This window comes from Mesorhizobium sp. M0139, assembly GCF_040322455.1.
Taxonomy (GTDB): Bacteria; Pseudomonadota; Alphaproteobacteria; order Rhizobiales; family Rhizobiaceae; genus Mesorhizobium.
The window spans coordinates 124,268-148,172 of record NZ_JAMYTN010000002.1; the positions used below are offsets into that span (position 1 = coordinate 124,268).

The window sequence follows — 23,905 nt, forward strand, 5'->3', positions numbered from 1 at the left end:
TGTTGCCTAAGCAGACTAGGGCAACGGTGCGCCGTAACATCCACCCTGAGAGGCAGACACCATGGCCAATACACCGTCTTCATCCTCCCCCGTCATCCGCGAAATCATTGCCGAGCGCGTCTCGCGCCGGTCTCTTTTGAAAGGCAGCCTCGCCTCCGGCGCGCTGATTGCCGGCGGCAGCTTTGTCGGCTCCTTGTTTGCCGGCGAAACGCATGCCGCCGCAGCGCAGTCGACGCTCGGCTTTCCCGAGCTCAAACGGGTCTACGGCAAGACCCATGCCGCCGCCGAAGGCTATGAGACGACCATCGTCGCGCGCTGGGGCGACCCGCTTGCAGCCGGCCTCGCCGAATTCGACGGCAACAAGGTCGCGGCGGAGGAACAGGAAAAGCGCTTCGGCTACAATTGCGACTACATCGCCTTCATGCCGCTGCCCAAGGGCACGGTGAATTCCGATCATGGCCTGCTCTGCGTCAACAACGAATACATCTCGCCCAATGTGATGTTTCCGGGGATGACCGAGGGCGATGCCGGCAAGACGATGACCAAGGAACAGGTCGATCTCGGGATGGCCGCGATGGGCCATTCGATCCTCGAGGTGCAATTGAAGGACGGCAAGTGGGCAAGCGTGGCGGACAGCCCGCTCAACCGCCGCATCACCGCCAACACCGAAATGACCGTTTCCGGACCGGTTGCCGGCCATGCGCTGATGAAAACTTCGGCCGACCCGACTGGCACGAAAGTGCTCGGCACCAGCTATAATTGCAGCGGCGGTTTCACCCCGTGGGGCACGGTGCTGACCTGCGAGGAAGGCGTGTCCGACATTTTCGGCGGCGACCCGAAAAAGGCGCCGACTGCCGACCTGCTCGACCGTTACGGCTTCGACGGCTCCGACATCTATGGCCGCGGCCGCTTCCATGACCGCTTCAACCTCGACAAGGAACCGAACGAGGCCAACCGCTTCGACTGGGTGGTCGAGATCGACCCTTACGATCCTCAGTCCAGGCCGGTGAAGCGCACGGCACTTGGCCGCATGTCGCATGAGGCCTCGACCGTGGTCCTCAACAAGGACGGCCGCGTTGTCGTCTATATGGGTGACGACGACTATTTCGAATATATGTACCGCTTCGTCTCGGCCAAGGCCTATGACAAGGCCAACCCGGCCTCCGGCGCCGATCTGCTCGACGATGGCGTGCTGTCGGTCGCCCGCTTCGATGCCGATGGCTCGATGACGTGGCTGCCGTTGGTGCACGGCCAGGGCAAGCTTACCGTCGAGAACGGTTTTGCCGACCAGGCCGAGGTGCTGTTGAAGACGCGGTTTGCGGCAGATGCGCTCGGCGCCACGCCGATGGACCGGCCCGAGGACATCGAGACCAATCCGGTGACCGGCCGCGTCTATGCGGTGATGACCAAGAACAAGAAGCGCGACCAGTCAAAGGTCAATCCGGCCAACACGCGGCCGGAAAATCTCTGGGGCCATATTGTCGAACTGATCCCGCCCGGCGGCCGCGGCGCGGATGCCGACCACACGGCGGAAAAGTATGCCTGGGACCTGTTCGTGCTCTGCGGCAACCCGAAAGATGCCAAGGTCGGCGCCACTTTTCATCCGGACACGTCGGACAATGGCTGGTTCGTCTGCCCCGACAACATCACCTTCGACCCGGCGGGGCGGCTGTGGGTGGCGACGGACGGCGCCAATGATTTCGACCTGCCGGACGGCGTCTATGGCGTCGACACCGAAGGTGCGGCGCGCGGCCTGCCGAAGCTGCTGTTCACCTGCCCGCACGGCGCCGAAGCGACCGGCCCGTGCTTCACGCCGGACGGCACGACTTTGTTCCTGTCGGTGCAGCACCCTGCGGAAGATGCCGAGACGCTCGACAAGGCGCAGACGCTATGGCCCGATTTCAAAGACGGCCAGTTGCCGCGACCTTCCGTCGTCGCCATCCGCCGCAAGGACGGACAGCCGGTCGGCGCATAGTGTCCTAGGGAAAAGGGCGGAACGCGCCATGCGCGTTCCGCGTAGCGATCCGGGAGGACGGCTCAGATCGTCTTGGCCGACATTTGCGAAGCGATGTATTCGGCCTGGCGGATAGCCAGCGACACGATCGTCAGCGTCGGATTTTCAGCCGCACCGGTGGTGAACTGGCTGCCGTCCGACACGAACAGGTTTTTGATGTCGTGCGCCTGGCCGTGCTTGTTGACGACGCCGTCTTCCGCCTTTTCACTCATCCGGTTGGTGCCGAGATTGTGGGTTGAGGGATAGGGCGGCGTCGGGAAGGAGCGCGTCGCGCCGACCGCATCATAAAGCGCTGTGGCCTGCTTGTAGGCATGGTTGCGCATCGCCGTGTCGTTGGGATGATCATCGAAATGCACGTCCGCGATCGGCATACCGTGCGCGTCCTTCTCGTCCTTGTGCAGCGTGACGCGGTTTTCCGCGCGCGGCATGTCCTCGCCGACGATCCACAGGCCAGCCATGTGATCATAGTGGTCGAGCGCGGTGGTGAATGAACGGCCCCAGCCGCCGGGATTGAGGAAGGCGGCCACGAAGGGCAAGCCGAGCGACAGCGCTCGAATTCATAGCCGCCGACAAAGCCGCGTGAGGGATCGTGCCGCGCCTCGTCGCGGATAATGCCGGCCATGGTGGTGCCGCGATACATTCGCACCGGTTGGTCGAAAATGGCGTAGACCGAACCGGTGGTGTGGCGCATGTAGTTCTTGCCGACCTGCCCCGACGAATTGGCAAGCCCTTGCGGAAACTTCGCTGACTCGGAGTTTAGCAGCAGGCGCGGGCTTTCGATCGAGTTGCCGGCGACGGCGACAATGCGGGCCTTCTGTTCCTGCAGCTTGCCGTCCTTGTCGGCATAGACGACGCCGGTCACCTTGCCTGAGGCGTCGTGGTTGATCTTGATCGCCATGGCATTCGGCCGGACTTCGAGATGGCCGGTGGCCTCGCCCTTGGGGATCTCGGTATAGAGCGTCGACCATTTGGCGCCCCATTTGCAGCCCTGGAAGCAGAAGCCGGTCTGTTGGCAGGAGTTGCGGTCGTCCCGCTCGACCGAATTGATTGCCATGTTGCCGGTATGACATTCCTTATAGCCGAGCTTGTCGGCGCCGGCCTTGAGCACCTTGAAATTGTTGTTGCCGGGCAGGCGCGGCCAGCCATTGGTGCCGGTGACGCCCATCTTGGCTTCCGCCTTGGCGTAGTACGGCTCCATCTCGGCCAATGTGACCGGCCAGTCCAGCAGGTTGGCGCCTTCCAGCTTGCCGTAGGTCGAGAGCGTCCTGAACTCATGCTCCTGGAAGCGCAGCGAGGCGCCGGCCCAGTGCGTGGTCGAGCCGCCGACCGATTTGACGATCCAGGCCGGCAAACTGGGGAAATCCTTCGACACCCGCCAGTCGCCTGAGGTTGTGCGCTTGTCCGTCCAGGCGAGCTGGCTGAAGGAACCCCACTCGTCGTTGATGAAATCCTCGTATTCGTGGCGCGCGCCGGCCTCGAGGATGACGACATCGACGCCTTTCTGGGCGAGTTCGTTGCCGAGCGTGCCGCCGCCGGCGCCGGAGCCGATGATCACGACCACGCCGTCGTTGTTGAGATCAAATGAAGCTGCCATGGTTTCCTCCCATGAATTCCTGTTTGCGGGGTTTCAAAACGACGGAGGGCTCAGAGCCACTCTATGTCGTCGAAACCGCGCGCGATGTAGCCGCCCTTGGAGTAGGATTCGCCCTCGTAGCCGAAGATCGGCCACACCTCCTGCTGGTTGTAGAGGCTGACAACGAGGCCGCCGCGGATGGACTGGAAGAACGGCGTCGCCTCGATCTGCTGCAGCACGGCGACGCGCTGCTCCTCCCAGCCGAGGCCGCGATAGCCGCCCTCGCCCGACTTCTTGTCGAGGTCGGCGATGCCGTCTTCGATCATCGTCTTGTAGGCAGCGTCCTTGCCGGCCTGCTCGTCATGGCCTTTTACGGCGATGGCGTAGTATTTGTCGGGCACCTGATCGTGCGGATAGATGTCGCGCGCCATCTGGATCAGCGTCGCCATGGTTTCGGGCTTGAGCGCCGATGTCTCGAGCCCCCAGGCATTTTCAGGGCTGATGACGGCGCTGCCGGAAATGACGAGCAACGCGCCGATGCCGCCGCGTTTGAGAAGTTCACGACGTGAGAGCCTCGCGTCATAGATCGTGACCATTTTGTTCCTCCCTGCTTGCTGTTTGCGCCCTTGAACAGCGCCGTTGCTGGCGCCGCGCGGCTGAATGCGGCCGATAATCCCCTACTGGAAGCGCCCTCCACGCTGCAGAACCTCGATCTTGTAGCCGTCGGGGTCCTCGATGAAGAAAAAGCGGGCGATCAGCGATCCGTCGCGGTTGAATTCGACGATCTTCTTAGGGTTGAGGCCGAGCGCGCCGATCCGGTCGTGTTCGCTGTCGAGATCGGACACCGAGACCGCCAGGTGGCCGTAACCGTCGCCTAGCCCATAAGGCTCGGTGCGGCCCTTGTTCACGGTGAGTTCGAGCTCGAACCCCGTTTCGGCGTTGGCAAGGTAAATCAGCGTGAATGTCTCGAAATCCAGCCTGTCGGCGACATCGAGCCCGAAAGCGTTTCTGTAGAAATCGACGGATCTGGCCTCTTGGAGAACCCGGATCATGGAATGGATTGCCTTGGCCAAATCAGTCTCCGCCGCTGCATGTTGGAGGCGATTATGGGCGGCACGCGCGAAAGGTGGTGGCAGCCGGTTACCACGGCTAAATTTGCAATCGCTGCTATGCCTGCGCCTAAAGACGAAAGTCCGATTGCCGATTCGGCCCACAAGGCCGAACATGCAGGGACAACCACAACTTGAAGGCGCGACACGCTGCGCCCAAAACCAACAATATCGGGAGGTAAGGATGTGCAGGGTTTTTGCCGGGCAGGATCCGGAAGGCTATCGACAGATCAACCGGTCGATCCGCATCGACGGTCACTCTACGAGTATCCAGCTTGAAGGAACATTCTGGGCGCTGCTTGACGAAATTGCCGACAGCCAAGGCCTGACGACGCCGAAGTTCATCTCAAAACTCTATGACGAGGCGATCGAGATCAACGGCGCCATTCCCAACTTCGCGTCGATGCTGCGCACCACCTGCGCGCTCTATCTGCGCGGTCACCGGCCAGACATGGATGAGCTGACGCCGAAGCGCGAAGCGGCCTGAGGAAGCTAGCCTTCCGCCGCAACGTCGAGCCCGAGCCGCGCCATATCGGTGAACAGCGCCTGACGTTCGGAATAGGCAGTCTGTTCGCCGGTCACGATGTTGTCGACGACGGTCAGCAGCGACAGCGCGCGGGCGCCGAAATGCGCCGCGATTCGGTAGAGTGCGCTGGTTTCCATATCGACAGCGAGAGCCCCAAGCGCCTGCGCTTCGGCAAAGCGGTCGCGCCCTTCAGGGTGGTAGAAGACATCGCTGCAGATGGTCAGCCCGGCCTGGTGGCCAATGCCGAGCTGGGCGGCGCAGGCCAAAGCGTGGGCGAACAGGCCGGGATCGGGCCGGGCTGCAGCATCGTAGAGGCCGAAGACCTGGCCGCTTTGGTCGCTTTCGGCGCGCACCGACTGCGAGATCACCAAGGAGCGCAGCGGCACGCGGGGTGTCAGGCCGCCGCAAGTACCTGTGCGGATCAGCGTTTTGACGCCGTGAACATCCAGGAGTTCATGCACATAGACCAGGAAGGACGGGACACCGATGCCGGTGGCCTGGATGCTGATGGGACGGCCGCGATAGAGACCGGTGAAGCCGAGTGCGCCCCGGCGGCGGTTGACGCAGCGCGGCGCCTCAAGAAATGTCTTTGCCATCCACTCGGCGCGTTGCGGATCGCCCGGCAACAGCACCGTTGCGGCATAGTCGCCCCTGGCAGCCTCGTTGTGCGGCGTCACGACATGCTCCCCAAAACCCGCCGCCCGTTTCGCCTGCAATCATGGCAGTGTCACGTCATTGCGCAAGCTTTGAATTAGGGCGCCCTAGGACTCCAATACATCCTTGACCACGGTGGCCAGTTGCTTGAGGGAGAACGGCTTCGGCAGGAAGCCGAATTGCGCGTCCGGCGGCAGGTTTCTGGCGAAAGCGTCTTCGGCATAGCCGGACACGAAGACGAACTTGATGTCGGGCTGGCGCTTGCGCAGTTCGCCGAGCAGCGTCGGTCCGTCCATTTCCGGCATCACCACGTCGGACACGACGATATCGACTTTGCCGCCGAGCGCTTCGAAGACTTCCAGCGCCTCGACGCCCGAGGACGCCTCGTGGACAGTGTAGCCGCGCGATGTAAGCGCCCGGGAGCCGCCCATGCGCACGGCGTCCTCGTCCTCGACCAGCAGCACCGTGGCCGAGCCCGACAGGTCCTTGGCGCTGTCGGCGGCTTTGACGGGCGCAACCGGCGCCTCGCTGACGTCGCCGGGCTTCTTCGCCTCCACGATATGGCGCGGCAAGAAGATGCGGAAGGTCGAGCCCTTGCCGACTTCGGAATCGCAGAAGATGAAACCGCCGGTCTGCTTGATGATGCCATAGACCATCGACAGGCCAAGGCCGGTGCCTTTGCCGACTTCCTTGGTGGTGAAGAACGGCTCAAAGATCTTCTTCAGCACGTCCGGCGCAATGCCCGAGCCGCTATCCTCGACCTCGACCACGACATAGTCGGCAGGCGTGAGCTCGCGGTAGGAGAAGCTCTTGCATTGTTCGGCGGTGACGTTGCGGGTGCGCACGGTGAGGTCGCCGCCAGCCGGCATGGCGTCGCGCGCGTTGACGGCCAGGTTGACCACCACCTGCTCGAACTGGCCGATATCGACCTTGACCGGCCACAAATCGCGGCCGTGGTCGACCTTCAGCTTGATCTCGTTGCCAACCAGGCGGGCAAGCAGCATCCGGAGATCGGCAAGCACGTCGGTCAGGTTCAGCACTTCCGGCCGCAATGTCTGCTTGCGCGAGAAGGCGAGCAACTGCCGCACCAGCGAGGCCGCCCGGTTGGCATTCTGCTTGATGTTCATGATGTCGGGGAAGGACGGGTCCGACGGCCGGTGATTGGTCAGCAAAAGATCCGACGCCATGATGATGGCGGTCAGCACATTGTTGAAGTCGTGGGCGATGCCGCCGGCGAGCTGTCCGACTGCCTGCATCTTCTGGCTCTGCGCCATCTGGCCCTCGAGCGCCTTCTGCTCGGTGGTCTCGACGGCATAGACGATGGCCGATTCCTCGGCGCCCTCGCCGGTGCCGTCGGCGACGGCGTTGACGTAGAAGCGGATGTGACGCTCCTCATTGCCTGGCAGCAGCGTGTCGATCGGCTCGATGTCGGCCTGCCTCAGCCGCGCCTTTTCGAACGCGGCGGCAAAGGCCGGCCGGTCGCGCTCGTGGATCACGGTGTCCAGCCGCACGCGGCGGTCGACCGCGTCGCCGTCGACGACGGAGGAAAACAGCGACAGGAACGGCGCGTTGGTGCGCAGGATGCGGCCGCCATTGTCGACGGCGGCAATGGCCATCGGCGTCGAATTGAAGAAGCGAGTGAAGCGTACCTCCGAAGCCCGAAGATCGGCCGATGCGTCCTCGCCCTGGGTGCGGTTGAGCACGATGGTGCGGGTGGGACCGTTGGTCCCCTCGCGGCTGGCCGAGACCCGATGCATGAAGCGCACCGGCAGCGCCTCGCCGGTCGTCGTCGTAAGATCGAGATCGATGACGGCGTTGCGGGTGGTGCCGGGATCGGCCTTGACCGAGCGCACCAGCGCCATGCCGTCGCCGGCGACGATTTCCGGGAGTGTCACGGCGCCAGGGGTGAAGCTCGCCAGATCGATGCCCAGCCATTCGGCGAGCGTGGCGTTGATGTAGGTGACACGGCCTTCCTGGTCGGCCGAGAAGAAACCGGCCGGCGCATGGTCGAGATGGTCGATGGCCTTCTGCAAGTCGAGGAAGAAACGCTCCTGCTCGGCCCGTTCCTGCGAGATATCGGCAAGCTGCCAGGCAAGCATCGGCAGGCGCTGACCGGGAACGCTGAAGGTCCGGGCCCGCGCCCGGTACCAGCGCGCGCCGGGTTCGGCGCCCGGCCGGATCGACTGTGCTAGCCGGAACTCACCGTCGCCGGCCTGGCCATCGCGCAAGCCCGAGGCCAGCCGGTATATGGTCACCGAAGCTTCGGGGACATCGGAAAGCAGGCCTTCGACCGTCTTCAGATCGGCGGCCGACGCAGCACCGGTCATCTCGGCGTAGGCCCGGTTGGCGTAGACGACGCGGCCCTTGGTGTCGGTGACGATCAGGCCCTGCGACATCGAATCGACGAAGGCCTTCGACAGTTCATCCCCGGTCGAACGCGGCGCGATCTGCACGAAGCCGATGGCCGTGGCGAACAGGAAGCCGACGCCGATCATGGCAAGCACGCCCAGCATGCCGAGCAGGAACGGATCGCCAAGACGCTCGCGGAAAATGCCGAAAACGATCGCGGCCCCGGTCAGGACGATGATGAACACGATGAGCCGGGTAACCGCGCCTGGCCGCGTGTTCTGATCGACGATCGGTACCGGATAGAAATCGCCGCGCGTTTCCCTGGCCATATGCCCCCTGCTCGTGAGTTGTCCGACACCGCCCCCGGCCGGTTGAATCACATTCTCCTAATCCGGAAAAGGCCTTGGCGGCAAATGTCGGATAAAAATGACGCGTCGGTGTTTTCAAGCTGTTCACGAAGCGTGAAGGCAACTTGCGGTGGCTGGCCGCAACGGTCTAGTGTCCCTCCACTTCAAAAGCCGATTGGGGGCACCGATGCAGTGGCTGGATAATGTGGCGGGTCCCGGATATGCCGCAGCGCTGCTGTGGACGTTTGCTGCCCTTGTCCTGCTGGTCATCGTGCTCATTATCATCAGGCTGATCCGCAACCTGACCTTCGGCACCTTCGTTGCCGGCGGCAGGAACCGCAAGACACGGCTGGCGGTCATGGACGCCACGGCGGTCGACAGCCACCGCCGGCTGGTGCTCATCCGTCGCGACGACATCGAACACCTGCTTTTGATCGGCGGCCCAACCGACGTTGTCGTCGAGCGCGATATCAGGCTTGCAGCACCACGCCGTCCGGCATTGACCGGCGATGGCGGTGTTGGCCAGCAGCAACAGGCGCCGCGTCCGCGCGCAGCACAACCCGCTCCGGCCGCGCCCGCAAGGCAGGCGCCGCCGCCGCAACCGGTAAGGGCTGCTCCGGCCGCCGTTCCGCCGCGCCAGGCCGCGCCGGCGCCGAAACCGGCTCAAATCTACCAGGCGAGCAATGTGACACCGCTGCCGGCCTATGGCTCCGCCGCCAATACTGCCCGGCAGGCCCCGCCACCGAAGCATGAGTCCATCGACGATACCCTGATGCGGGAGCTCGAGGTCTCGCTCGACGATTCGCACCCCAAACCGGCAAGCAAGCCGGCTGCGAAGGCACCGCAGTCTCTCGACGACGAGATGACCAAGCTGCTCGGCGAACTCGCCAGCCAGAAACGGTAAAGCCCGGCGAACCGTCACATCTTGCCGATTCCCGATCGAACGCCGCTTAAGCGTGTCGTCCGTTTCAGCGCGACGCGCTTTAACTTGGGGGCGGACTAAACCCTTCGGCCAAAAACAGAAATGGCCGGGAAACCCGGCCATTTCTGATGAAACAGTCCTGCCTGACGGCAGCGGCTCAATCGTCGCGATAGACCTTCTCGCGGCGTTCGTGGCGCTCCTGCGCTTCGATCGACAAGGTCGCGATCGGACGCGCATCCAGCCGCTTCAGCGCGATCGGCTCGCCGGTTTCCTCGCAATAGCCGTATGTGCCTTCATCGATGCGCTGCAGCGCCGAATCGATCTTTGAAATGAGCTTGCGCTGGCGGTCGCGGGCCCGAAGCTCGATGGCGCGGTCGGTTTCCGAGGAAGCGCGATCGGCGAGATCGGGATGGTTGGCGTTTTCCTGCTGCAGGATTTCGAGGGTTTCGCGCGCTTCGCGCAGTATGTCGGTCTTCCAGGTGACGAGCTTCAGGCGAAAGTAGGATTTCTGCCGTTCGTTCATGAACGGCTCGTCTTCGGAGGGTACGTAATTGGCTGTAACGATATCGTTCATTCGACTCACCCAACAACCCCAAATTTGGCGCCTATATATTCGCGCAGAGAAGGCTGCACAAGCGTAATCCGCGCGCGTTTCACGCAATTGTTAATGCCGCGCGGGCGATCCTCAGCAAAGCCTTCCATAGCAAGGGCGCGGGCGAATTCGCACATGATTCGCTGCGCTTGGGCGTCGCCGCCCATTGTGCCTCAGGCCTTTCTCGTGGCTAATCCAGTTGTGTCATTGGTGGGCAGCACACCATTGGGGGTCCGGTGAGCAGACTGTATCTGTTGAGGCATGCGAAGGCTGGCTGGGCCCTTCCCGGCGTGCGCGACTTCGATCGCCCGCTCGACGCATCCGGCATTGCCGATGCCGAAATGATGGGGACTGCGATGCGTGCCCGCAACTACATCCCCGATATCACGCTCTGCTCCAACGCCAAGCGGGCGCGCCAGACGCTGGAAGGCATCGCCGGCCACACCGATACCGGCCGGGTGCTGTTCTTCGACACGCTCTACAGCGAGGATGCCGCCGGCTACCTCGCCATCATCCGCAGCAATGGCGGCCCCGGCTCGCTGCTGGTCATCGGCCACAATCCGATGACGGAAGACCTTGCCATGGCGGTCTCGGGCGATGGCGACGAGGCCGCGCGGGCCATCATGAACCATGGTTTCCCGACCTCCGGCCTTGCGGTCGTGCGCTTCGACGGTACCCTCACCGACGCCGCGCAAGGTTCGGGCTATCTCGAAGCCTTCCTGACGCCCGCCGATCTCTGAGCGGAAACCGGCCAGGTCCAGGCGCCATTTCAAACTGGAGATGCAAAGCCTATATCGGGCGAACGGAAGCCTCGAGAGAACAGATTTTGGCATCATCGCTGACCACTTTCACCGACGAAGCGAGAATTGCCCTGGATACGCTGTCGGGGCGTGCGAGCGGGCTTTTTTCGCCGTCGCTTCGGCTGGGCGTTACCGGCCTTTCGCGCGCCGGCAAGACAGTGTTCATCTCCGCCCTTGTCCACAATCTCATCCATGGTGGGCGCCTGCCGCTGTTCGAGGCGCAGAAGTCGGGACGGATCGCTCGCGCCTTCCTCGAGGAACAGCCGGACGATGCCGTGCCGCGTTTTCAGTACGAGGACCATATCTCCGCCCTGGTCAACGACCGTGTCTGGCCGGACTCGACGCGCGCCATTTCGGAACTCAGGCTCACCATCGAATATGAGTCTGCCTCCGGTTGGAACCGGATGTTTTCCAGCGGCCGATTGTCGGTCGACATCGTCGACTACCCCGGCGAATGGCTGCTCGACCTGCCGCTGCTCGGCAAATCCTTCGCCGATTTTTCGCGCGAGGCGTTCGAGATGGCGATGCTGCCGGTGCGGGCCGACCTGTCGCAGGACTGGCGGGCGCTGTCGGCGAGGATCGAACCCAATGCCGAAGCCGACGAGATGACGGCGCGGCGCCTCGCCGAGAGTTTTGCCGCCTACCTCAAGGCCTGCAAGCTCGACGAGCGGGCGCTTTCGACCTTGCCGCCCGGCCGTTTCCTGATGCCTGGCGACCTCGAGGGATCGCCGGCGCTGACCTTCGCGCCCTTGCTGCTCAAGGGTGAGAAACGGCCGCGCTCCGGCTCGCTGCAAGCGATGATGGAGCGCCGCTACGAGGCCTACAAGACGCATGTGGTGAAACCGTTCTTCCGCGAACACATCACCCGCCTCGACCGCCAGATCGTGGTGATCGACGCCATGCAGGCGTTGAACGCCGGCCCCGGCGCGATGGCCGACCTGGAACGCGCGGTGACCGAAATCCTCTCCTGTTTCCGTCCTGGCCGAGGCAATTTCCTCACCGACCTGTTTTCACGCCGCATCGACCGCATCCTGGTTGCCGCGACCAAGGCCGACCATTTGCATCACGAAAGCCATGACCGGCTGCAGGCAATCGTGCGGCGGCTTGCCGACCGCGCCGTGGCGCGGGCAAATTTCACCGGCGCCGATGTCGATGTGGTCGCCATGGCGGCGGTGCGCGCGACGCGCGAAGGCACGGTCAAGCAAGGCCGCGACACCCTGCCGGTGATCATCGGCACGCCGCTGAAGGGCGAGAAGATCAACGGCGAAACCTTTGATGGTAAAGCCGAAACCGCCATATTTCCCGGGGACTTGCCGGAGAAAATTGATGCGGTTTTCGACGTTTCGGAAGCCGACCACCGGCAGAGCAGCGACGATCCGGCGATCCGTTTCGTGCGCTTTCGCCCGCCAAAGCTCGAACGCACCGCTGAAGGCGTCACGCTGTCGCTGCCGCATATCAGGCTCGACCGCGCCTTGCAGTTCCTGATCGGAGACCATCTGGCATGACCGCGCCCCGCAGACCGGCAGCTTTCCGCATCGAGCCGGAGGCCGAACCGAAGCAGGAAACGCGCAGCCCCCATGCCGAGCCGCCGCGCAAGCCGCGCACCGTCGTCGTGCCGGCCGAGATCGATGTCTTCGATGAGCCGGACATTGTCGCCGCCGAACCGCCGCCGGCGACCGCGCCGCGCAGGCGCTCGCTGTTTGCCAGCCTGTTTTTCGGCGCGGTCGGCGTGCTGGTTTCGCTCGCCGTCGGCCTGTGGACCGACCAGCTCATCCGCGACCTGTTCGAGCGCGCAGAGTGGCTGGGGTGGCTGGCAGCGGGAATGGCCGCAATTGCCGTGTTGGCCCTCGCAGTCGTGCTGGTGCGCGAATTCCTGGCTATCGCCCGGCTGGCCGAGGTCGAAAAACTGCAAAAGCGGGCGCTCGATGCCGTGGCCCGCGACGATCCGAAGGCTGCAAGGGCCGTCGTCGAAGAGCTTTCGGCCTTTGTCGCTGCGAAACCCGAAACCGCGGCCGGCAGGCGCTCCCTGGCCGAATTGCGCGGCGAGATCATCGATGGCGGCAATCTGGTGCGACTGGCCGAGACCGAGATTCTCGGGCCGCTCGATGCGAGAGCCAAGGTGATGATCCTCGAAGCAGCCAAACGCGTGTCGCTGGTCACCGCCGTCAGCCCCCGCGCACTCGTAGACGTTGCCTATGTCGTGTTCGAGGCCGGGCGCCTGATCCGCCGCTTGTCCGAACTCTACGGCGGCAGGCCGGGCACGCTGGGCTTTTTCCGGCTGGCGCGCAGCGTTCTTGCCCATCTGGCGGTGACCGGCTCGATCGCCGTCGGCGACAGCTTTGTCCAGCAGATCATCGGCCATGGCCTTGCCGCACGGCTTTCGGCGAAACTCGGCGAAGGCGTGGTCAACGGCATGATGACGGCGCGTATCGGCATTGCTGCCATGGAGACGGCGCGGCCCCTGCCCTTCATTGCCGGCAGGCGGCCGGGTATGGGCGATTTCCTGTCGGCGCTGACCTCGTTTGCGGCCAGAAAAGAGAATGAAGCACCCGCCTCGACCAAGTGAACGCCCCCTCGCGGTCACCAAGCATTAACCAATCTTGTTCATGGTCGTCCAACAACAGCCTCCTTGTTGCCGGGTGTCGTCTATGAAAAGCGTAATCTTGTCCTGCGTCCTGCCCCTGGTCGCGCTTGCAGCACCTCTGGGCCCGACCGGGAAAGCCTTTGCAGCCGAGCCCGACAAACAGTTCTTCCGCACCGTCGAAGGCAAATGGGTCGGCCCGGGCGAAATCATCGCCGGCAAATACAAGGGCACGAAGTTCACCTGCAGCTTCGACGGCTCGACGCCGGACAACAAGACCGGCATGACGCTCGATGGCGACTGCCGCGTCGGTGTCTTCACCCAGAAAATGTCGGCGACCGTCGAGCGCAAGGGCCGCGACTACAAGGGCAATTTCATGGGCGGCGCCGCGGGGTCGGGCCTGGACATCATCGGCGGCAACGTGGTCGATGCCCGCAAAGTCGTCTTCACCATCAACCGCAACCAGCTGCGCGGCGTCATGCAGGCCCGCATTCCCGACGACAATTCGATGACGGTGACCATCGCCGTGCGCGTCGACCAGCAGCTGGTGCCGGTCATCGGCATGAGCCTCAAGCGCGTCGATGCCGTCGAAGTTGGCTCCATCGCCAAAAACTGACTCTCAAGCGGTTCCCCCAAAAAGCGCGGAACGGGGTTGCACTGCGCGATAGCTGAGCTGTTCCGCTCAGCTCGATGTCGGAAAATGACAGGCCACCTTGCGGCCGGGTCGGCGCTCCTCAAGCACGGGCCGCTCGGTGCGGCACCTTTCTGCCGCGATCGGACATGTGGCGCGCAACCGACGATGTCAGCGTCTCCGACGGCCCAAGCCACAGCAAGGCCAACGTGTCAGGGTCCTGTGCGTGCCGGCCGTCCTTCGTGTCAGCGCGATGCGCTTTAAGAACACCAGCAAAAAAGGCGGCGGCTACTCGAGCCACCGCCTTTCTCAATTTCCGAACGAAGAATCAGCCCTTGATGGCGGCCGTCAGCTCGTCATAGGCCTTGCAGGCGTCGGCCGGCGTGGTGGCGCCCTGATATTTGGTCGTCACAGCCTGCACCTTGGCGGTCAGGTCGGCGGCCTTGGACGGATCCTTGGTGATCGCCTCCTGCAGCGCGGCGGTCATCTCCTGCGCCTTCTTGGCGGCAATCTCCTGCGTGCATTCAGGCGCCTTCGAACAGGCCGATGCGGCAAGCATGGCGACACCCACGCCGACGAGCAAAAACTTCTTCATGTCAGTCATTCTCCTCACGAAGGCAGAACTTGATCGTCGCTGCCTTCCAACGGCCGAAGCCTGGCGTCCCATAGCCGCCGATTGCGGCAAAACGCAACGTGTGCGGCGCATAAACTTGTGCAGCGCTGCTGCAACGGCGCGGACGGCCTGATTGAGGCCGCCCGTGTCAGACGAAGCAAGGTTTCAGCCACGAGGCTGCAGCAGCGCCAGTGCGGCCGTCGCCGCGGCAAGGACGGCGGTTAGGGTCAAAGGCCCCGTAGCGCCATAGGTGTCCACGACATAACCGCCGACAACCGCACCGACGGTGATGGCAACCTGGAAGGAAGTGACCATCAGGCTGCCTGCTGCTTCCAGCGCATCAGGCGCCGCGCGGGACATATTGGTCGGCAGCACAACCGGCGCCATGCCGAAGGCGAAGCCCCACAGCGTAACAAAGCCGAAGGCAACGCCGGTTTGCGCGCCCCAAAGCACCAAAGCGAGTGCCGCAAACGCCATCAACGCGGCGGTAACTGCGAGGGCCATGTGGATGTTGGTGTCGGCCAGGCGGCCACCGGCAATATTGCCGATCACAGCGGCGATGCCGAACCCGAGCAGCGCCAGGGCAATCGGCCCGGTTGTGAGGAGCGTCACCTGTTCGAGGAACGGGCGCACATAGACCGAGCCGGCAAAATGCCCGGTCATCAGCAGAACAATGGCAAGCATGCCGAGTTGGATGCCACGCCGCCGTGTCAGCCGAAAGACGTCTGCAAGGCTGTTGCTTGCCGCCGCAGGCAAGGTCGGCAGGCTGAGAAGCTGCAGCAGCATGGCAAGCGCGGCCAGCCCCGCCGTCATGGCCATCGCGCTGCGCCATCCCAGCCAGTCGCTGATCAACGCACCCATCGACGGCGCGGCAATGGTCGCGAGCGAGACGCCGAGGGTCACGATCGCCATGCCGCGACCTGTCGCATTGGCGCCGACCAGCCGCGCCACGACGGCAACGGAAAGTGCCCAGAAAGCGCTAAGAGCGATCCCCAACCCGGCCCGGCCCAGCAACAGCAGCCAGAAATTGGGCGCCAGCGCCGCAAGAATATTGGAACCGACCGCCAGGGCCATGAGGCCAACCAGCACCGCCTTGCGGTTCAATCGGCCGATGAGAACATTGCTCAACATGGCCGTCACGGCGCCAACGGAAGCGGTGGCGGTGACGACCTGTCCGGCAGTTCCCTCGCTGATGCCGAGATCGCGCGCCATCGGCGTCAACAGACCTGCCGGCAAGAACTCGGCTGACACCAGGGCAAAGCTGGTGGCCGCCAATGATAGGACCGCAAACCATGTGGCCGCGCTCCACGCGGCTGGTGCATCGGCATCAAGGCCGATTGCGGCGTCTTCAAGCTGTAATGTTGTGTCCGTCACGGAAAGATCTCCACAGTTGGAGATCTTAGATAGGCGAGTCCGCCCGGATGTTATGTACCTTAAAATCCGAAATTCATATCCATTCGTCCGGGAATTGTGCGACGCACAACGCCTGGCGAGACATTGGTGATGCGCTTGAACGCGCGGGCGAAGGACGCCTCGGAATCATAGCCCAAACGGGTAGCGACTTCGGCAACCGACAAGCCGTTTTGGCCCAGCAATTCGCGGGCAAGCTGCATGCGCAGGCGGGCGAGATAATGTGCGGCACCCTCCCCCAATACCGCGCTGAAGCGCTCGGCGAAAATCGAACGCGATTGGCCTGCCACGCCGGCGAGGCTTCCCAGCGTCCAGTTGTGGCCGGGGTCGCGGTGCATGGCCGCCAGAGCGCGGCCTATATGGGGGTCGCGGATGGCTGCGAGCCAACCGGTGGTCGATGCGCCGTTGCAATTGACCCAGCACCGGATGAGCCTGGCTGTCAGCAAATCCGCCATACGCGACAGGATGGTGGCGCTGCCCATCTGCGGTTGCGCGGCCTCCACCGTCATGGCCGCCAGCAAAGGGCCGACCATCGGGTCATTGCCGGCCACGTCGCAACCCTTGATGAGAGGCGGCATCAACGTGATCAACGGATTGAGCGCATAGGAGCCGAGAGACATGGAGCCGCAGAAAAGGGTGCTTGTCGCGCCCGTTCCCTGCCGTATCACTTCGCAAACGTTGCCGCCCAACTTGATCACCTGGCAGCCCTCGAGCGAATCGCCCACCACGTCCGGCGCACTCGCCAGCCGATGGGCGATGCCTTGCGGCAGCAGCACCAGATCGCCATCGCGCAACTCCTGCCAGCCTTGCGCTTCGGTGTGAATCCAGCATGGACCCTGGCCGACAAAGTGAAAACGAAGCAGTTGTTGTTGCGGAAAGTCTATGCTCCATGGGTGCCGGAGTTCGCAGCGGCCATAGTTGACGCCACTCAAGCGAAAGTCTTGCAGAACTTCGCTGAGCGCATCCATCGGGATATGTGGCAGCGGCGACGGCCGGGACGAATAATCAGGCATTTGCCAGATATAGATACCGGCCGTCCGACAGGCAAGCGCAGACTGTTGTTCCACCGGGGAATCGCTGCCACGGCACCCTACCCATCCTGGCAGGCTTCCCGCCCTTGCCTCCCGCTCCCGGTGCATGCAAGGAGTGCTGTCGGACACAGGGACAAGAGGCATGGCAGCGGAAGCATCGGGCAGCGATCTCATTCAGGTGGTGGCGCTGCTTGCCGCAGGCGTCGTCGCCGTTCCGATCTTCAAACGCATGGGGCTGGGCTCGATCCTAGGCTATCTCGCCGCGGGCGTGGTCATCGGCCCGTTCGGTATTGGCATTTTTTCCGAATCGGAAGCCATCCTGCATGTCGCCGAACTCGGCGTGGTCATGTTCCTGTTCATCATCGGGCTGGAGATGCAGCCGTCGCGGCTATGGGGCCTGCGCCGCGAGATTTTCGGCCTCGGCGCGCTGCAGGTCGGCGTCTGCGCCTTGCTGCTCACCGGTGTTGGTCTCGCCGGCGGCTTTCCGATCGCGCAATCCTTCGTTGCCGGCGCCGGCTTCGTCCTGACCTCGACGGCGATCGTCATGCAGCTTCTGGAAGAGCGTGGCGAGATGGCCAGCCCCAAGGGCCAGCGCATCGTGTCCATCCTGCTGCTCGAGGATCTGGCAATCGTGCCGCTTCTGGCGCTGGTCGCCTTCCTGGCGCCGGGCGGCAGCGAGATGACCCTGCAGCAAAGGCTGACCGAAATCGGCATCGGTCTTGGCGCCATCGTCGGGCTGGTGGTGGCCGGCCGCTATCTGCTCAACCCGTTCTTCCGCATCCTGGCCGACGCCAAGGCGCGCGAAGTCATGACGGCGGCAGCCCTTCTGGTCGTGCTGGGGTCGGCGCTGGTCATGCAGCTTTCCGGCCTCTCGATGGCGATGGGCGCCTTCCTCGCCGGCGTGCTGTTGTCGGAATCGACCTTCCGCCACCAGCTGGAGGCCGACGTCGAGCCATTCCGCGGCATCCTGCTTGGCCTTTTCTTCCTCGCCGTCGGCATGTCGCTCGACCTACATGTGGTGGCCGACAACTGGCGGCTGATCGCCGTCTATGTCGTCGCCTACATGGCGATGAATGCGCTCGGCATCTACCTCGTCGCCCGCTTGCTGAAGAGCGGTCATCGTGAAGCGCTGGAACGCGCCGTGATCATGGCGCAAGGCGGCGAATTCGCCTTCGTCCTCTATTCGGCCGCGGCGGCGGTTGGCATCATCGACAGCCGGGCCAACGCAACGCTGACCGCGATCATCATCATCTCCATGGTGCTGACGCCGCTGGCCATCATTGCGCTCAAATATGTGACGCCGCGCGACGAGCAGTCGCTTGAAGGCGTCGACATCGCCGACGGCCTTACCGGCAGTGTGCTGGTCATCGGCTTCGGCCGTTTCGGCCAGATCGCCAGCCAGCCGCTTTTGTTGCGCGGCATCGACGTGTCGATCATCGACAATGATGTCGAAATGATCCAGGCGGCCGCCGATTTCGGCTTCAAGGTCTATTATGGCGACGGCACGCGGCTCGACATTCTGCGCGCCGCAGGTGCAGGCCGCGCCCGCGCCGTGCTGATCTGCGTCGACAAGCCGGACGCCGCCGTGCGCATGGCGGAACTGATCAAGGCGGAGTTCCCGCTGCTGACTGTCCTGGCGCGTGCCTTCGATCGTGGCACCGCGCTGTCGCTCATCCGCGCCGGGGTCGACTTCCAGCTGCGCGAGACCTTCGAATCGGCCCTCGTCTTCGGCGGTTCCGCGCTCGAGGTTTTGGGCGTCGAGCCGGAAGATGTCGCCGATGTCATCGAGGATGTGCGACGGCGCGACAATGCCCGACTGGAGACGCAGCTGGCCGAAGGCGTCCGCGCCGGGCAACGTTTCCTCAGGGGCAATACCGGCACGCCGATCCCGACGCCGCTGACGCAACCGCGCCGGCCCGGCCAGGCGCTGAACGAAGAGACGGCCGGCGTGCTGCACAAGCCCGAGCCCGCCGATCAGGGGGAAAGCTGATGACCGCATCGGATGAGCGCGCGCTCGCCGTCACCAAATTCTGGCGCGAGGCCGGCGAAGACGCGTGGTTCGAGAAGAACGACGTCTTCGACGCGGATTTCCGCAGCAGGTTTCTCGACCTGCACTTTGCCGCCGCGCGGCGCGAGTGCGACGCATGGTCGGAGCATGCCGAGGGTTCGCTGGCGCTGATGATCCTGCTCGACCAGTTTCCGCGCAACTGCTTTCGCGGCTCAGGCCATATGTACGCCACCGATCCGCTGGCACGGCACTTTGCCGCCAAGGCGATTGCGGCCGGCCATGACCTTTCGCTGGAAGAAAACCTGCGCGTCTTCCTGTACCTGCCCTACGAACATTCGGAACTGCCCGCCGACCAGGACAGATCGGTCGAGCTCACCACCGCCAGGGCGCCGGAGTATGTGAAATACGCCATCGAGCACCGCGACATCATCCAGCGCTTCGGCCGCTTTCCGCACAGGAACAAGATGCTTGGCCGCGAGACGACGGCGGACGAACAGGCATTTCTCGATGGCGGCGGCTTCTCCGGTTAACCCAGCCACCAATCGCGGCCGGAAGCCAGCCGCTCTATGCCTGACGTATCGACGGCGCTGAGCCGCTCGGTCACGCTCCTGCCGCCCACCGCCAGATCCGGCGCGATCTCTGCCAAGGGCGCCAGCACGAAGGCGCGCTCCACCATTCGGGGATGCGGCACCTCCAGCCCGATTTCGTGGATTGTGCGGTCGCCGAACACCAATATGTCGATGTCGATCAGGCGCGGACCCCAGCGCTCCTCGCGCACCCGCTTCAGCTTGCGCTCGGCCTCGAGGCAGAGGTCGAGCAGCGCCCTTGGCGCCAGCGAGGTCGAGATTTCGGCAGCGGCGTTGAGGAAATCCGGCTGGTCGAGCTTGCCCCAGGGCGGCGTGCGGTAAAGTGAGGAGACGGCGACGACGCGCGTGCTCTCGTCGGCGTCGAGCAGGCGCAGCGCCGCCGCCATCGAGGCCGAGGGATCGCCAAGATTGCCGCCAAGGCTGAGATAGACCGTGTTATTGTTACTCTGGCCAGACAACGGTCACCTCGACATAATCGAGCACGCCGGGCACCGGTGCGTTGGGCTTGCGCACGGTGATCTCGGCCTTCCTGATCTGCGGGAACCGTGAAGTCAGCGCCTTCGCCACTTCGAGCGCCAGCGCCTCGATCAGGAAGCGGCGATGTCCAGTGACGATCTTTTCAATCACCGTGAAGGCGATGCCGTAATTGACGGTGTCCTCGATGGAATCATCCTCCAGCGGGCGGCTGGGCTCGACCGTCAACTCGGCATCGACATAAAAACGCTGGCCAAGCGCCTCTTCCTCATCCAGCACGCCGTGCCGGGCAAAGAAGGCGCAGTTCTTCATGCGGATGACGTACATTTCTTAGTGTCCTGGGCTCAGCGTCCTGGCTTTTCGCGCGCCAGCATAGCATCGGCGACCGCCAGTGCGTCCACGTTGATTGCGACATCGTGGACGCGAAACAGATCGGCGCCCTTCAGCCTCAGAATGACACTGGTGGCTACCGTCCCGGCGGCGCGCGCGCCGGCTTCGCGGCCGGTGACGGTGCCGATGAAGCGTTTTCTGGAGGTGCCGGCCATCAAGGGAAAACCGAGCTCCTTAAGCTCGGAAAACCGCGCCATCAGGTCGAGGTTTTCCTCAGCCGTCTCCTTGGCGAAGCCGAAGCCGGCATCGAGTACGATATGATCGTCCGCAACGCCGCTGCGCCTGGCGACTTCCAGCGAAGCCTTGAGGAACAAAAACTGGTCGGCGATGACGTCGGGCAGTTTTTGCCGCCCGCGCCCGGTATGCATGATGACCAGTCCGGCGCCGGTCTCGGCGGCGACGCGGGCGATGCCGGGTTCACGCTGCAAGCCCCAGACATCGTTGACGATATGCGCGCCGGCGGCGACGGCGAGGCGCGCGGTTTCCTCGCGATAGGTGTCGACCGAAATCAGGGCTTCGCCTGAACTGGCGAGCGCGGCGATGACCGGCAGGATGCGGGCCTGCTCTTCTTCAGGCGTCACGGGCGAGGCGCCGGGGCGTGTGGATTCCCCGCCGATGTCGATGACGGCAGCGCCCTCTTGCGCCATACGGCGCGCCTGAGCCACCGCCTGATCGGGCGTGATGAACAGTCCGCCATCCGAAAAACTGTCCGGCGTGACGTTGAGAATGCCGACCACAATAGCTTTCTCGCCAAGTTCGAGATGGCGCCCATGCGCCAGTTGCCATCGCCTTGTCGTCATTGTCCTTCAACCATGTGTCTCATTGGCATGTGGCTCATTGGCATGTGGCTCATCGAGCGCTTGCAATCCATCAACGATGCGTGATCGGTGGAAGATCAATTCCGTTGCGCCGGCAACGGCCGTAAAGCAAGGTGAGTGAAGAGGCAACATGATGAAACGACCCCTGCTCTGCGCCCTGATGCTGGCTTTGACCGTCCTGCCGGCGAATGCTGCCAATCTGGTGAAGACTTACAGCTATTTTGCCATCGGCGGCAGCACGCTCGATGACATCGAGACGCAATTGTCGAAGCATGGACCCGAGGTGAAAAGCACCGGGATGCGGCATCCGGGCGCCACCCAGATGGCGTTCACCACCCGCATCAGCTACGCGCAAACCGCAGACACCTGCCGCATCGCCAAGGCCGCCGTTACCGTCAAGGTCAAGGTCATCCTTCCGGAGTGGCGCAGGCCGCGCAAGGCCGATCCCGATGTCAGGCTGTTCTGGGACACGCTGTCGGCCGACATCAAGCGCCATGAGGAGCGTCATGTCGAGATCGCCAAGAACCACGGCCGTCTGCTCGAAGACGCGCTGAACGCGAGCTTTGCGCAAAAGACCTGCGCCGGGGCCAAGGCGAAGGCGGCGCAGATCACCGCGGCCGAACTCGCCAGGCATGACCAGGACCAATTGCGCTTCGACCGCGTCGAAGGCGTGAATTTCGAAAGCCGCATCCTGCGGCTGCTGCGCTACCGCATGCAGCGCGTCGAGAAGGGCCAGCTTCCGCCCGGCTGAAACACGGACTGATACCAAGCCAATTCTGCCGAAACATGAGGCCAGCCCCAGAAAATTTTCGGGCATAGGTCGAAATCGGCCTATACGGGACGACATATGTCAGGCTCGCAAGATATGTCAGGCTGGCAAGGCGCGAGCTTCGAAACACCAGATCAAGACCAATTGAGGCGGCGCGTAGCGGAGCGGCCATTTGGCGCCGCGCAATCGCTCTCAAACTTTATGGATGAAATGATATGGACCAGGCTGTCGACAAGCCGGCTAGGCTGCCTCCCGCCGCACCGCTGACGGAAAGCGAGAAGAACGTCATCATCGCCGGCATCCTTTTGTCGATGCTGTTGGCGGCGCTCGACCAGACAATCGTCGCGCCGGCCATGCCGACCATCGGGCGTTCGCTCGGCCATGCCGACTACCTGCCGTGGATCGTGACCGGCTATCTCCTGACGGCGACGGCCATGGCGCCGCTCTACGGCAAGATTTCCGACGTCTATGGCCGCCGGCCGACCGTCTATGCGGCGATCCTGATCTTCCTTCTGGGATCGCTGGTCAGCGCCATGGCCCCCAACATGTTCGTGCTGGTCATCGGCCGGGCGATCCAGGGTGCGGGCGGCGGCGGCCTGTTCGCCCTGGCGCAGATCGTCATCGGCGACCTGGTGCCGCCGCGCGAACGCGCGCGCTATGCCGCCTGGATTTCGGGCACCTGGGCTGTCGCCAGCATCGCCGGGCCTTTGCTCGGCGGCGGATTTGCCGAACATCTCCATTGGTCGCTGATCTTCTGGATCAACATCCCGCTTGGCATCTTGGCCATGGCCATCATCAACAAGCCGCTGCGCAAACTGCCGGTCGCCGCAAAGCGGCATCGCATCGACGCGCCGGGCGCGCTGCTTCTGGTGGTGGCGACGGCATTGCTGCTTTTGGCCCTCAACTGGGGCGGCAGCGCCTATCCATGGGCTTCGCGCGAGATCGTCGGCCTGCTCGCCTGTTCGGCGGTCTTCTGGGCTGCGTTCGCTTTGCGGCTGATGCGTGCGGCCGAGCCGCTGATCTCGCTTGAAGTGCTGAGCAATCCGATCGTGCTTGCCGGCACGGCGTCGATGTTCCTGCTGCAGGCCGCCAATATCGGCCTGTCGGTGTATCTGCCGGTCTATCTGCAGTCGATCATCGGCCTGTCGGTCAGCCAGTCGGGCCTTGCCATGCTCGGCCTGCTGCTCGGAACGGTCGCCGGCGCGACCTTCAGCGGCCGCACGATACCGCGCTTCTTCCACTACAAGCGTATAGCCATGGTCGGCGTTCTCTTCGCCATTGTCTGCCTTGGCGTGCTCAGCCTGGTCGCCGGCCGCGCCTCGCTGCTGGTGGTCGAGCTCTTGACCATCTGCATCGGCCTTGGAAGCGGCACCACTTTCCCGGTCGCCACCGTATCGGTGCAGAACGCCGTCGACCGCGCGCATCTCGGCGTTGCCACCGGCGTGCTGACCTTCCTGCGTTCGCTGGGCAGCGCGCTCGGCGTCGCCATGCTCGGCGCCGTCGCGCTCGGCTATGGCCTGCCGCTTGCCGGCGAAGGCGCGCCGGCTGCCGGACAGATCGTCTCGGCGACGCCCTTCATGATGATCTTCCTTGCCGCGGCCGTCACGCTCGTGCTGGCGCTGATGACGCTGGCGCTGATGCCGGAGAAGTCACTGCGCGGCCGCGACGACGCCGAGGCGCCAGTCGTTCTGGTGGAGTGATCCGGAA

Annotated in this window: 23 protein-coding genes and 1 pseudogene; 11 read left to right on the forward strand and 13 right to left on the reverse strand. The window is 63.8% G+C overall.

Translation table 11 applies throughout. The features are described from left to right. Nucleotides 1-61 precede the first annotated feature (61 nt). Complete coding sequence (locus NKJ58_RS03090; RefSeq protein WP_352852771.1) at nt 62-1,975, forward strand: PhoX family protein; 1,914 nt, start codon at nt 62-64, stop codon at nt 1,973-1,975. Between the two features lie 62 nt (nt 1,976-2,037). On the opposite strand, the pseudogene NKJ58_RS03095 reads toward NKJ58_RS03090, so the two are convergent. The 3 genes and pseudogenes from NKJ58_RS03095 to NKJ58_RS03105 form a co-directional block, all read right to left on the reverse strand. After that, nucleotides 2,038-3,608 (reverse strand): annotated as a pseudogene (locus NKJ58_RS03095) (GMC family oxidoreductase). Between the two features lie 50 nt (nt 3,609-3,658). Then, nucleotides 3,659-4,183: a twin-arginine translocation pathway signal gene (locus tag NKJ58_RS03100; protein WP_023670927.1), complete on the reverse strand. Its 525-nt coding sequence runs from the start codon at nt 4,181-4,183 to the stop codon at nt 3,659-3,661. A gap of 81 nt (nt 4,184-4,264) precedes the next feature. Further along, nucleotides 4,265-4,660, reverse strand: coding sequence for a VOC family protein (locus NKJ58_RS03105; RefSeq protein ID WP_023684616.1), 396 nt, complete (start codon nt 4,658-4,660; stop codon nt 4,265-4,267). A 220-nt stretch (nt 4,661-4,880) separates the two neighbouring features. On the opposite strand from NKJ58_RS03105, the gene NKJ58_RS03110 reads away from it, so the two are divergent. Next, complete coding sequence (locus NKJ58_RS03110; protein WP_023670924.1) at nt 4,881-5,183, forward strand: ribbon-helix-helix domain-containing protein; 303 nt, start codon at nt 4,881-4,883, stop codon at nt 5,181-5,183. 5 nt (nt 5,184-5,188) lie between these two features. Here the strand turns inward: NKJ58_RS03110 and NKJ58_RS03115 are convergent, their stop codons facing one another. Together NKJ58_RS03115 and cckA are read right to left on the reverse strand one after the other, a co-directional pair. Next, complete coding sequence (locus NKJ58_RS03115) at nt 5,189-5,899, reverse strand: purine-nucleoside phosphorylase (RefSeq protein ID WP_023815808.1); 711 nt, start codon at nt 5,897-5,899, stop codon at nt 5,189-5,191. 84 nt (nt 5,900-5,983) lie between these two features. Further along, the gene (cckA, locus tag NKJ58_RS03120; RefSeq protein WP_023829676.1) at nt 5,984-8,554 is read right to left on the reverse strand and encodes a cell cycle histidine kinase CckA; all 2,571 of its coding nucleotides are present in this window, start codon (nt 8,552-8,554) and stop codon (nt 5,984-5,986) included. Between the two features lie 205 nt (nt 8,555-8,759). Here cckA and NKJ58_RS03125 point away from each other — a divergent pair, with 205 nt between their 5' ends. Then, nucleotides 8,760-9,476: a flagellar biosynthetic protein FliO gene (locus NKJ58_RS03125; protein WP_023724344.1), complete on the forward strand. Its 717-nt coding sequence runs from the start codon at nt 8,760-8,762 to the stop codon at nt 9,474-9,476. Between the two features lie 175 nt (nt 9,477-9,651). Here NKJ58_RS03125 and dksA read toward each other — a convergent pair whose 3' ends face one another. Beyond that, nucleotides 9,652-10,068 (reverse strand): RNA polymerase-binding protein DksA, encoded by a 417-nt coding sequence (dksA, locus tag NKJ58_RS03130; protein WP_023673491.1) that lies wholly within the window; start codon nt 10,066-10,068, stop codon nt 9,652-9,654. A gap of 5 nt (nt 10,069-10,073) precedes the next feature. Continuing rightward, nucleotides 10,074-10,253 carry a hypothetical protein gene (locus NKJ58_RS03135; RefSeq protein WP_023696495.1) on the reverse strand — a complete coding sequence of 60 codons (180 nt, stop codon included), beginning with the start codon at nt 10,251-10,253 and terminating at the stop codon, nt 10,074-10,076. 69 nt (nt 10,254-10,322) lie between these two features. On the opposite strand from NKJ58_RS03135, the gene NKJ58_RS03140 reads away from it, so the two are divergent. From NKJ58_RS03140 to NKJ58_RS03155, 4 genes are all read left to right on the forward strand, one after another. Beyond that, nucleotides 10,323-10,826 carry a SixA phosphatase family protein gene (locus NKJ58_RS03140; RefSeq protein ID WP_023696494.1) on the forward strand — a complete coding sequence of 168 codons (504 nt, stop codon included), beginning with the start codon at nt 10,323-10,325 and terminating at the stop codon, nt 10,824-10,826. Nucleotides 10,827-10,912: 86 nt separating this feature from the next. Then, entirely contained in the window at nt 10,913-12,391 is a 1,479-nt protein-coding gene (locus NKJ58_RS03145; RefSeq protein ID WP_023673493.1) for a YcjX family GTP-binding protein, read from the forward strand. Further along, nucleotides 12,388-13,452 (forward strand): YcjF family protein, encoded by a 1,065-nt coding sequence (locus NKJ58_RS03150; protein ID WP_352518819.1) that lies wholly within the window; start codon nt 12,388-12,390, stop codon nt 13,450-13,452. Before NKJ58_RS03145 ends, NKJ58_RS03150 begins: the two co-directional genes overlap by 4 nt. Before the next feature lie 82 nt (nt 13,453-13,534). Next, nucleotides 13,535-14,083: a hypothetical protein gene (locus tag NKJ58_RS03155; protein ID WP_023673495.1), complete on the forward strand. Its 549-nt coding sequence runs from the start codon at nt 13,535-13,537 to the stop codon at nt 14,081-14,083. A gap of 343 nt (nt 14,084-14,426) precedes the next feature. On the opposite strand, the gene NKJ58_RS03160 is transcribed toward NKJ58_RS03155, so the two are convergent. From NKJ58_RS03160 to NKJ58_RS03170, 3 genes are all read right to left on the reverse strand, one after another. Beyond that, a complete protein-coding gene (locus NKJ58_RS03160) occupies nt 14,427-14,693 on the reverse strand; it encodes a hypothetical protein (RefSeq protein ID WP_023688654.1) in 267 nt (88 codons plus the stop codon). A 183-nt stretch (nt 14,694-14,876) separates the two neighbouring features. After that, nucleotides 14,877-16,085, reverse strand: a complete 1,209-nt coding sequence (locus tag NKJ58_RS03165) for an MFS transporter (RefSeq protein WP_023688655.1) — start codon at nt 16,083-16,085, stop codon at nt 14,877-14,879. A 59-nt stretch (nt 16,086-16,144) separates the two neighbouring features. Then, entirely contained in the window at nt 16,145-17,134 is a 990-nt protein-coding gene (locus NKJ58_RS03170; protein WP_023673498.1) for an AraC family transcriptional regulator, read from the reverse strand. A 160-nt stretch (nt 17,135-17,294) separates the two neighbouring features. On the opposite strand from NKJ58_RS03170, the gene NKJ58_RS03175 reads away from it, so the two are divergent. Beyond that, nucleotides 17,295-19,142: a monovalent cation:proton antiporter-2 (CPA2) family protein gene (locus NKJ58_RS03175; protein ID WP_023673499.1), complete on the forward strand. Its 1,848-nt coding sequence runs from the start codon at nt 17,295-17,297 to the stop codon at nt 19,140-19,142. Continuing rightward, complete coding sequence (locus NKJ58_RS03180; protein ID WP_023673500.1) at nt 19,142-19,690, forward strand: DUF924 family protein; 549 nt, start codon at nt 19,142-19,144, stop codon at nt 19,688-19,690. The genes NKJ58_RS03175 and NKJ58_RS03180 overlap by 1 nt, the downstream gene beginning before the upstream one ends. Here the strand turns inward: NKJ58_RS03180 and folK are convergent. From folK to folP, 3 genes are read right to left on the reverse strand one after another with little or no spacing between them, the layout of a single operon-like run. Then, nucleotides 19,687-20,205, reverse strand: coding sequence for a 2-amino-4-hydroxy-6-hydroxymethyldihydropteridine diphosphokinase (folK, locus tag NKJ58_RS03185; RefSeq protein ID WP_352518820.1), 519 nt, complete (start codon nt 20,203-20,205; stop codon nt 19,687-19,689). The genes NKJ58_RS03180 and folK overlap by 4 nt on opposite strands. Further along, complete coding sequence (gene folB, locus NKJ58_RS03190; RefSeq protein ID WP_023673502.1) at nt 20,189-20,548, reverse strand: dihydroneopterin aldolase; 360 nt, start codon at nt 20,546-20,548, stop codon at nt 20,189-20,191. Before folB ends, folK begins: the two co-directional genes overlap by 17 nt. Nucleotides 20,549-20,565: 17 nt before the next feature. Further along, nucleotides 20,566-21,411 carry a dihydropteroate synthase gene (folP, locus tag NKJ58_RS03195; RefSeq protein ID WP_352518821.1) on the reverse strand — a complete coding sequence of 282 codons (846 nt, stop codon included), beginning with the start codon at nt 21,409-21,411 and terminating at the stop codon, nt 20,566-20,568. A 148-nt stretch (nt 21,412-21,559) separates the two neighbouring features. On the opposite strand from folP, the gene NKJ58_RS03200 reads away from it, so the two are divergent. After that, nucleotides 21,560-22,180 (forward strand): DUF922 domain-containing Zn-dependent protease, encoded by a 621-nt coding sequence (locus NKJ58_RS03200; RefSeq protein ID WP_031208961.1) that lies wholly within the window; start codon nt 21,560-21,562, stop codon nt 22,178-22,180. Nucleotides 22,181-22,413: 233 nt separating this feature from the next. Next, on the forward strand, nt 22,414-23,898 hold the full coding sequence (locus NKJ58_RS03205) for an MDR family MFS transporter (protein ID WP_352518822.1): 1,485 nt from the start codon (nt 22,414-22,416) through the stop codon (nt 23,896-23,898). The last annotated feature ends 7 nt before the right edge of the window (nt 23,899-23,905 follow it).

Coding starts and splice junctions, on each gene's coding strand:
- NKJ58_RS03090 (WP_352852771.1), top strand. CDS start 62: ATGGCCAATACACCGTCTTCATCCTCCCCCGTCATCCGCGAAATCATT.
- NKJ58_RS03100 (WP_023670927.1), bottom strand. CDS start 4,183: ATGGTCACGATCTATGACGCGAGGCTCTCACGTCGTGAACTTCTCAAA.
- NKJ58_RS03110 (WP_023670924.1), top strand. CDS start 4,881: ATGTGCAGGGTTTTTGCCGGGCAGGATCCGGAAGGCTATCGACAGATC.
- cckA (WP_023829676.1), bottom strand. CDS start 8,554: ATGGCCAGGGAAACGCGCGGCGATTTCTATCCGGTACCGATCGTCGAT.
- NKJ58_RS03125 (WP_023724344.1), top strand. CDS start 8,760: ATGCAGTGGCTGGATAATGTGGCGGGTCCCGGATATGCCGCAGCGCTG.
- dksA (WP_023673491.1), bottom strand. CDS start 10,068: ATGAACGATATCGTTACAGCCAATTACGTACCCTCCGAAGACGAGCCG.
- NKJ58_RS03135 (WP_023696495.1), bottom strand. CDS start 10,253: ATGGGCGGCGACGCCCAAGCGCAGCGAATCATGTGCGAATTCGCCCGC.
- NKJ58_RS03150 (WP_352518819.1), top strand. CDS start 12,388: ATGACCGCGCCCCGCAGACCGGCAGCTTTCCGCATCGAGCCGGAGGCC.
- NKJ58_RS03155 (WP_023673495.1), top strand. CDS start 13,535: ATGAAAAGCGTAATCTTGTCCTGCGTCCTGCCCCTGGTCGCGCTTGCA.
- NKJ58_RS03160 (WP_023688654.1), bottom strand. CDS start 14,693: ATGAAGAAGTTTTTGCTCGTCGGCGTGGGTGTCGCCATGCTTGCCGCA.
- NKJ58_RS03170 (WP_023673498.1), bottom strand. CDS start 17,134: ATGCCTGATTATTCGTCCCGGCCGTCGCCGCTGCCACATATCCCGATG.
- NKJ58_RS03175 (WP_023673499.1), top strand. CDS start 17,295: ATGGCAGCGGAAGCATCGGGCAGCGATCTCATTCAGGTGGTGGCGCTG.
- NKJ58_RS03180 (WP_023673500.1), top strand. CDS start 19,142: ATGACCGCATCGGATGAGCGCGCGCTCGCCGTCACCAAATTCTGGCGC.
- folB (WP_023673502.1), bottom strand. CDS start 20,548: ATGTACGTCATCCGCATGAAGAACTGCGCCTTCTTTGCCCGGCACGGC.
- folP (WP_352518821.1), bottom strand. CDS start 21,411: ATGACGACAAGGCGATGGCAACTGGCGCATGGGCGCCATCTCGAACTT.
- NKJ58_RS03200 (WP_031208961.1), top strand. CDS start 21,560: ATGATGAAACGACCCCTGCTCTGCGCCCTGATGCTGGCTTTGACCGTC.
- NKJ58_RS03205 (WP_352518822.1), top strand. CDS start 22,414: ATGGACCAGGCTGTCGACAAGCCGGCTAGGCTGCCTCCCGCCGCACCG.